This window comes from Prevotella sp. Sow4_E9_plate (genome assembly GCF_052116205.1).
In the GTDB taxonomy this organism is placed as follows: Bacteria; Bacteroidota; Bacteroidia; order Bacteroidales; family Bacteroidaceae; genus Prevotella.
Map to the genome: position 1 here is coordinate 67,764 of NZ_JBQKLN010000019.1, position 7,811 is coordinate 75,574.

At 38.1% G+C, this 7,811-nt stretch carries 5 protein-coding genes; 4 read left to right on the forward strand and 1 reads right to left on the reverse strand.

All coding sequences use genetic code 11. The features are described 5' to 3' along the window. The first annotated feature begins 71 nt into the window (after positions 1-71). The 4 genes from ACTQ53_RS09340 to ACTQ53_RS09355 all read left to right on the forward strand — a co-directional run bounded on the left by ACTQ53_RS09340 (position 72) and on the right by ACTQ53_RS09355 (position 7,015). Entirely contained in the window at positions 72-2,576 is a 2,505-nt protein-coding gene (locus tag ACTQ53_RS09340) for a leucine-rich repeat protein (protein ID WP_441932808.1), read from the forward strand. A 249-nt stretch (positions 2,577-2,825) separates the two neighbouring features. After that, positions 2,826-5,201, forward strand: coding sequence for a leucine-rich repeat protein (locus tag ACTQ53_RS09345; protein WP_441932809.1), 2,376 nt, complete (start codon positions 2,826-2,828; stop codon positions 5,199-5,201). Between the two features lie 116 nt (positions 5,202-5,317). Further along, positions 5,318-6,061, forward strand: coding sequence for a WG repeat-containing protein (locus ACTQ53_RS09350; RefSeq protein ID WP_441932810.1), 744 nt, complete (start codon positions 5,318-5,320; stop codon positions 6,059-6,061). 9 nt (positions 6,062-6,070) lie between these two features. After that, the gene (locus ACTQ53_RS09355) at positions 6,071-7,015 is read left to right on the forward strand and encodes an ADP-ribosylglycohydrolase family protein (protein WP_441932811.1); all 945 of its coding nucleotides are present in this window, start codon (positions 6,071-6,073) and stop codon (positions 7,013-7,015) included. Between the two features lie 157 nt (positions 7,016-7,172). Here the strand turns inward: ACTQ53_RS09355 and ACTQ53_RS09360 are convergent, their stop codons facing one another. Next, positions 7,173-7,694 carry a hypothetical protein gene (locus ACTQ53_RS09360; protein ID WP_441932812.1) on the reverse strand — a complete coding sequence of 174 codons (522 nt, stop codon included), beginning with the start codon at positions 7,692-7,694 and terminating at the stop codon, positions 7,173-7,175. Positions 7,695-7,811 lie beyond the last annotated feature (117 nt).

Genomic DNA, 7,811 nt, shown 5'->3' on the forward strand with positions numbered 1-7,811 from the left:
ATCCATCTTCTTTATTTCCCTATTTGATGTCATTAAAATTTGTAGAAGCTGATAAAATAACAATACATAATATGCAGTATCCATTGATATCAGAATATGTAAAGGCCATTCAAGATGCTGGTGATAATCTAGAACAATTGGCTTACCTGACTCCCGTTCTAGATGATCACGGAGAGCCATATCGCAGTAGTGGTGCTTTTGCCGTAGTGTTTAAGATGCAGGACAAGAGTACCGGGAAATATTATGCCCTGAAGTGTTTTACGGAAGAACAGAAGGGGCGAGCTGATGCCTATCGTCAGATTGCAGACGAACTGGATTTGTTAGAATCTCCATACATTACATCAGTAAAGTATATGGAGAAGGAACTCTTCGTTGACAGTCAATGCGAGGAGGATGAATTCCCTGTATTGTTGATGGATTGGGTGGATGGAGAGACGATGGAAGCTTACATTGCTGCAAATTACCGGAATCAGTCAGCCATGTTGATGCTTAGTTATCGTTTTGGCAAGATGGCAGCTTGGCTCCGTACCCAGTCTTTTTCTCATGGTGACATTAAGCCGGACAATATCATAGTCCGTCCCGATGGTTCTCTTACATTGGTGGATTATGACGGGATGTATGTGCCATCTATGAAGGGCAGCCAATCTCCGACTATCGGTACCAGGGATTTCTGTCATCCATTGCGTACTGTGGATGATTTCGATGAAACGATAGATGATTTTTCATTGGCAAGCATCGCCTTGTCATTAAAGGCTATCTCGATGAAATCTACTTTGTTAGATATCTATGGTGCCTCAGACAGACTTCTCTTCTCAGAAAATGATTATCGCAATCCATCAAATAGCAAGGTCATATCTGCCTTGCAGGAATTGATGTGTGATAAGGATTTCTGTACACTTTACTCACTTTTCATGCTTGCATTGGTAAGAAAGGAGCTTTCTGCATGTTCTTTTAGATTGTTTGTTGGCGAAAAGCCTCTTCTGCCTCAAATTGTTGAAGACTTATCAACCGAAGTTACATGGGAAGAGTTGAAGGAGGCTTTTACTGATGAATGGGGAGTGAAATATAGCAAAGATGGAAGAAAAATATTGAAAGCTTCCAAAAGACCAAGAGGGGGCTATTCTATTAAAGAGGGTACAAGAATAATCTGTGATAATGCTTTTACACTGTGTAGTTCTTTGACCAGCATAGTAATACCCAATAGTGTGGCTAGCATTGGGAAAGAAGCATTTTCTTTTTGTAATTTTTTGAGCTGTCTCGTTCTTCCAGACTGTGTTACCAACATAGGGAATTGTGCATTTGGTGGTTGCAGTTCTTTGTCAAATATAGTCATTCCAAATAGTGTGACTAGCATTGGGGATAGAACATTTTTGCTTTGTAGTTCTCTGTCTAGAGTTGTCATCCCAGATAGTGTGACAAGTATTGGAGATAGGGCATTTCAGGATTGTAGTTCTCTGCCCAATATAGTCATCCCAGATAGTGTGACAAGTATTGGAGAAGGAGCATTTAGCAGTTGTAGTTCTCTGTCTAGCGTTGTCATCCCAAATAGTGTGACTAGCATTGGTGTTAGTGTATTTAGGTATTGTAGTTCTCTGCCCAATATAGTCATTCCAAATAGTGTGACTAGCATAGGGAAAGAAGCCTTCTGTGGCTGTAGTTCTCTGTCTGACATTACTATCCCTGATAGTGTGACTAGCATTGGAGAAGGAGCATTTAGCAGTTGTAGTTCTCTGTCCTGCATAGTTATCCCAAATAGTGTGACTAGCATTGGTACAGGTGCATTTTCTAGTTGTACTTCTCTGTCTAATATAGTCATTCCTGATAGTGTGACTAGCATAAGTGATTGGGTATTTTGGCAATGTACTTCTCTGTCTGATATAGTTATCCCAGATAGTGTAGCTAGCATTGGGGATTGTGCATTTCAAGATTGTAGTTCTTTGTCCAGCATAGTCATCACAAACAGTGTAGCCAGCATTGGAAATGGTACATTTCGTGGTTGCAATTCTCTGTCCAACGTAGTTGTTCCAGATAGTGTGACTAGCATTGGTGATAGCGCATTTCAGAATTGTAGTTCTCTGACCGATATTGTTATTCCAAATAGTGTAACTAGCATTGGGGGGTGGGCATTTGTTGGTTGTATATCTCTGTCCAATATAGTTATCCCAAATAGTGTAACTAGCATTGGTAATGGAGTGTTTAAGGACTGCAATTCTCTATCCAACATAGTCATTCCTAATAGTGTAACTAGCATTGGAATTAGTTCATTTTCTGGTTGTAGTTCTTTGTCCAGCGTTGTCATCCCAGATAATGTGACAAGTATTGGAGCCTGTGCCTTTGCTGATTGTAGCTCATTGGAAGAAGTTGTCATTCCGAATAGTGTGACAAGCATTGGTAATGATGCATTTAGGGATTGTAGTTCTCTGTCCTGCATAGTTATCCCAAATAGTGTGACTAGCATTGGTACAGGTGCATTTGTTAATTGTGGTAATTTGCCATATGATCTTAAACAAGAATTAATATCTCGTTTTGGTAATGAGTTGTTTCAGTTACCATTAACAACATTCCTGCCTTTTTAAAGAGTTAGTACAATTAATCAGAGAAAAAGAAGTATGGAGATAACTAATGAAGAAGATGGGTAACTATTCGTGCCAATAGAGGTGCTGGATAGATACCAAACATTATTGATTTATTAACGAACTGTTAAATTATTAGGAACAAATATGGCTAAAATGTTTTTAAGTTTGGGCTGTTTCAGTTGAAATGATTACTTTGCAATATCGTTTAAAATACAGTTGTAGATAACGAATTAAACAATAGTATACAATATGCAGTATCCATTGATATCAGAATATGTAAAGGCCATTCAAGATGCTGCTGATAATCTTGATAAATTGGCTTACCTGACTCCCGTATTAGATGATCACGGAGAGCCGTATCGTAGTAGTGGTGCTTTTGCCGTGGTGTTTAAGATGCAGGACAAGAGTACTGGGAAATATTATGCCCTCAAATGTTTTACGGAAGAACAAGAGGGGCGAGCTGATGCCTATCGTCAGATTGCGGATGAATTGAATATGGTTGATTCTCCATATATTACTTCTGTAAAGTATATGGAGAAGGAACTCTTCGTGGACAGTCAATGCGAGGAGGATGAATTTCCTGTATTGTTGATGGATTGGGTAGAAGGGGAGACGATGGAAGCTTACATCTCTGCAAACTATCACAATCAATCTGCTATGTCAATGCTTTGTTATCGCTTTGGCAAAATGGCTGCTTGGCTCCGTACTCAATCTTTTGCTCATGGCGATATCAAGCCAGACAATATCATTGTCCGTCCCGATGGTTCTCTTGCGTTAGTGGATTATGATGGAATGTTTGTGCCTGCGATGAAAGGCAGTAAATCTCCAACTATCGGTACCAAGGATTTCAGTCACCCATTGCGTACTATGGATGATTTCGATGAAACAATAGATGATTTTTCTTTGGCAAGCATCGCTTTGTCTTTAAAGGCTATATCTATGAATTTTACTTTGTTAGATATCTATGGTGCATCAGACAGGCTTCTCTTCTCAGAAAAAGATTATCGCACTCCATCAAATAGCAAGGTCATATCAGCCCTGCAGGGGTTGATGTGTGATAAAGACTTCTGTACACTTTACTCTCTTTTCATGCTTGCTTTGGCAAGAAAGGAACTTTCTACATGTTCTTTCAGGTTGTTTATTGGCGAAAAGCCTATCCTTCCTCAAACAATTGAAGACTTATCAACTGAATGTACATGGGAAGAGTGGGAGGAGGCTTTTATTGATGAATGGGGTGTAAAATATAGCAAAGATGGAAGAAAGTTATTGGAGGCTCCACAAGTACTAAAAGGATATTATTCTGTTAAGGAGGGTACGCAAATCATCTGTGATAATGCATTTTCAGGGTGTAGTTCTTTGACTAGCATAGTAATTTCGAATAGTGTGGTTATTATTGGGGATAGTGCATTTAGGTATTGTAGTTCTCTGTCCAAAATAGTCATTTCAGATGGTGTGACTCGTATTGGTGATTGGGCATTTTCTTTTTGTAACTCCCTATTAAATATAGCTATCCCAGATAGTGTAACTAGCATTGGTGATGGTGCATTTTTTGCCTGTACTTCTCTGCCCAATATAGTTATCCCTGACAGCGTGACTAGCATTGGTAAACAAGCATTTTCTAATTGTGCTTTTCTGTCCAATATAGTTATCCCAGATAGTGTGACTAGCATTGGTGATGATGTATTTAGGGATTGTAGTTCTCTATCTAGCATTGTCATTCCAAATAGTGTGACTAGCATTGGAGATGAGGCATTTATGCATTGTAGCTCCCTATTAAATATAGTCATCCCAGATAGTGTGACTAACATAGGTGATTATGCATTTGCACAATGTTGTTCTCTGACCAGCATAGACATCCCTGATAGTGTGACTAGCATTGGAAATGGTGTATTTTGTGAATGTCTCGCATTGGAATATATATTCATTCCTAAAAGCGTAATTTGTTTAAAAGGAAATCCGTTTTTTGGTTGGAATGGTAAGTTAGAATGTTTATCCCCCAATTTCATGTATGAGTGTGATATATTATTCAATAAAGATAAAAGTGAAATCATTTCTTTCAGAAATCAAGAAATAGAATCATATATCATACCTAATAGTGTAAAGAGCATTGGTGATAGTGCATTTGCTGGTTGTTGTTCTCTGGTTAGTATTGTTATCTCAGATAGTGTAACTAGCATAGGGAAAGAAGCCTTCTGTGATTGTCGTTCTCTGTCCAAAATAATCATTCCAGAGAGTGTAAAGAGCATTGGTGATAGTGCATTTGAATTTTGTAGATTTCTGGTCAGTGTTGTCATACCGGAAAGTGTAACTAGCATTGGGGGAAAAACCTTCTCTAATTGTGGTTCTCTGTCCAAAATATTCATTTCGGATAGTGTGACTAGCATTGGTGATAGTGCGTTTTCTGGTTGTGATTCTCTGTCAGAGATAGTTATTCCTTCTAGTGTTACTAGCATTGGTGAAGAAACATTCCATGGTTGTAGCTCATTGTCAATAATAACCATTCCTGATAGTGTGACTAGCATAGGAAATGGTGCTTTTGCAGGCTGTAGTAATTTGCCATACAATCTTAAACAAGAATTAATATCTCGTTTTGGTGATGAACTGTTTCGGTCACAATTACCTTAAAGTGTTAGTACAACTAACCAGAGAAAAGTAGAGGGATAACTGATGAGGAAGAGGGAGCAAGTTCAATCGTTTGTCTGTTAATGTGTATTCATTATATTATCATCTGTTTCAAAGTTATGGAAAAGAAAACAATATTATCTGTGAATCAGTACACTAAGGTACTTGTACCGGCATCTTCCTATAAATTGGAAGAAGACCCAAGATTACTCATACCATTTACAAGTGGTGATAAAATTGGCTTTGTTGATAAAAATGGTATCATCATCGTTGAGCCACAATATGATATGTATTATGGTGACTGCTATAGTCAAGAAGACAAAATCAGAGTCGCAGTTGAGGATATTTATGGTTTTGTCAGAGGTGGTGGTAATGTAGCATGTTATAGGCGTCTCTTGTATGGACTTATAAATTCTAAAGGAGAGGTCATTTTAGAACCATCCTTTCGTCATCTGATACCTGCAATAGGAAATAAGGAGCTATATACAGTACAGAATAAAGAATCCCAATACGGGGTGTTACGTACAGATGGTTCTGTTGTTGTTCCATTTGGTAAATACAATTGGATTGATGGATTTGACAATGGACTTGCAAGAGTAAAAATAGGAGGCGTAACAAATGGAATAAACGAAAGTAAATGGGGACTTATTGACGAGGAGGGTGAGGTAGTCTTGCCTATAGAGTATGATACAATATGGACGTTCTATGGCAAGAAACGCAACTCTACCAATGTCGTAAAAGGAGGCTTTTCGCAAAATATGGATTTCTCGAGTATCTTGGGGCGAGATAAAGCCTATGAAAAGAAAAGGGACTCATATAAGAGCGAATACGAAGGACATGAACAAGATGATTCAATTATATAAGAATGAGTTATGACAAATATTATAGATAAAATTAAAGGAACAATATATGGGCAAGCCATAGGAGATGCCCTTGGCCTTGGTACCGAAGGAATGACGGAAGAGGAAATAAGCCAGAAATATCCTAATGGTATTACCCACTATAGTGATATATTTCAAGACCGTCATAGAAGAAGATGGAAAATTGGTGACTGGACTGATGATACGGACATGATGCTGTGTATCGCAAATGCAGTCATAAAAGATAAAGGCGTCAATCTCACAACCATTGCTCAAAATTTTAAAGATTGGGCCATGGGGGAACCTATGGGTATTGGTCAGACGACCTACAAGGTTTTAAATCTTGCAGATTATGTAGAAAAGCCATTTGATGTTTCCAAACTAATATGGGAGATGAGTTATCGTAAAGGGGCTGCTAATGGAGCACTCATGAGAACTTCCATTGTGGGTACTTTCCCAAAAGCTGTAGAAGAGTGTGCTGTGAATATATGTAAGCTGACTCATTATGATCCTCGTTGTGTAGGTTCATGCGTGATAGTATCAGAGCTGATTCATAGCCTAATCTACAAAGATTTTGGCTTGTCATATCATGACATCTTTGATATAGCCATGAAATATGACAAGCGCATCATAGGGTTTATAGACCTGTCTTTGTCTCCTGATATTAGAACTTTAGAATTGCAAGACCAGAAATCTATGGGCTATACTTTGAAATGCCTGTCTGCTGCATTATGGGCATATTGGCATGCAAGATCATTTGAGGACGGTTTGCTTGCTATAGTGAGAGCAGGAGGTGATGCTGATACAAATGCAGCTGTTGCCTGTGCTATCCTGGGAGCTAAATTCGGATATGATGCCATACCTGAAGAGTATAAGGAGGGCTTGATTTATAGAAAGGAACTTGATCAGGTTATCACTGGTGTTGCAAATATTATAAACGCTCAAGCGAACCTCTAATATCTATTCATAGAGGGGGAGAGAATATCAAGAGTCACAAGGAAAATGAATATAATACACTCCGACTCTAGCTGACTGACATATTTTGAAGTCAGCAAGATTCGGAGTGTATGAAAAATAGGAACTATAAAACAATAACATGGCTTTTCCCTGATAGCTATGTTGAGTAAAATAAGGAGAACAAAGCTCCGTAATACTTAAAACCTGATGGAGTGACAGTAACCCTATCATCAAAAATCTCTATATATCCTCGAGAAAGACAGAAGTCTAATTGTCCAGAGTAATAAGTTCTGGCATCGCACCCCAGTAATTCGCTAAGTCTTTTTAAAGAGAAAGAACCATTATAAGCGCCAATAGCAATGTATTTTGCCGCAAGTTCTTTAGGTGGAAGATGATAAACATATTCTTCTGTAAAAGTTTTGCTTTCTAACAAATCCTTGAATGATGTTTTAAGTTTGCCAACATTATAGGATATTCCATTACGGCTCATGCTTTGTGCTGAAATACCAAATCCCTTATAGGAACCAGCATTCATCATTCTTTCTCTCAAATAAGAACTTACACCAATATCATTAGAACTTTTAGAAAAAGTATTCTGTCCGAAGCGGGCATGATAGCCTAAATCAAGCAAACTATGATATAAGAAAGAATATGCATCATATAACTCGTCTTTTGACATGTGAACTGAGAGTGTAAACTAAACTGTGTCAAGCTACAATAAAAGTAGTTTAACACAGTTTTTATATTATGGACAACTTAGAAATTGATTACAAGAAAGCAGCTCAGCAGTTGCGTA

What these genes read in the sequence shown, in the direction of transcription:
- ACTQ53_RS09340 (WP_441932808.1), top strand. Translation starts at nt 72, where the DNA reads ATGCAGTATCCATTGATATCAGAATATGTAAAGGCCATTCAAGATGCT.
- ACTQ53_RS09345 (WP_441932809.1), top strand. Translation starts at nt 2,826, where the DNA reads ATGCAGTATCCATTGATATCAGAATATGTAAAGGCCATTCAAGATGCT.
- ACTQ53_RS09350 (WP_441932810.1), top strand. Translation starts at nt 5,318, where the DNA reads ATGGAAAAGAAAACAATATTATCTGTGAATCAGTACACTAAGGTACTT.
- ACTQ53_RS09355 (WP_441932811.1), top strand. Translation starts at nt 6,071, where the DNA reads ATGACAAATATTATAGATAAAATTAAAGGAACAATATATGGGCAAGCC.
- ACTQ53_RS09360 (WP_441932812.1), bottom strand. Translation starts at nt 7,694, where the DNA reads ATGTCAAAAGACGAGTTATATGATGCATATTCTTTCTTATATCATAGT.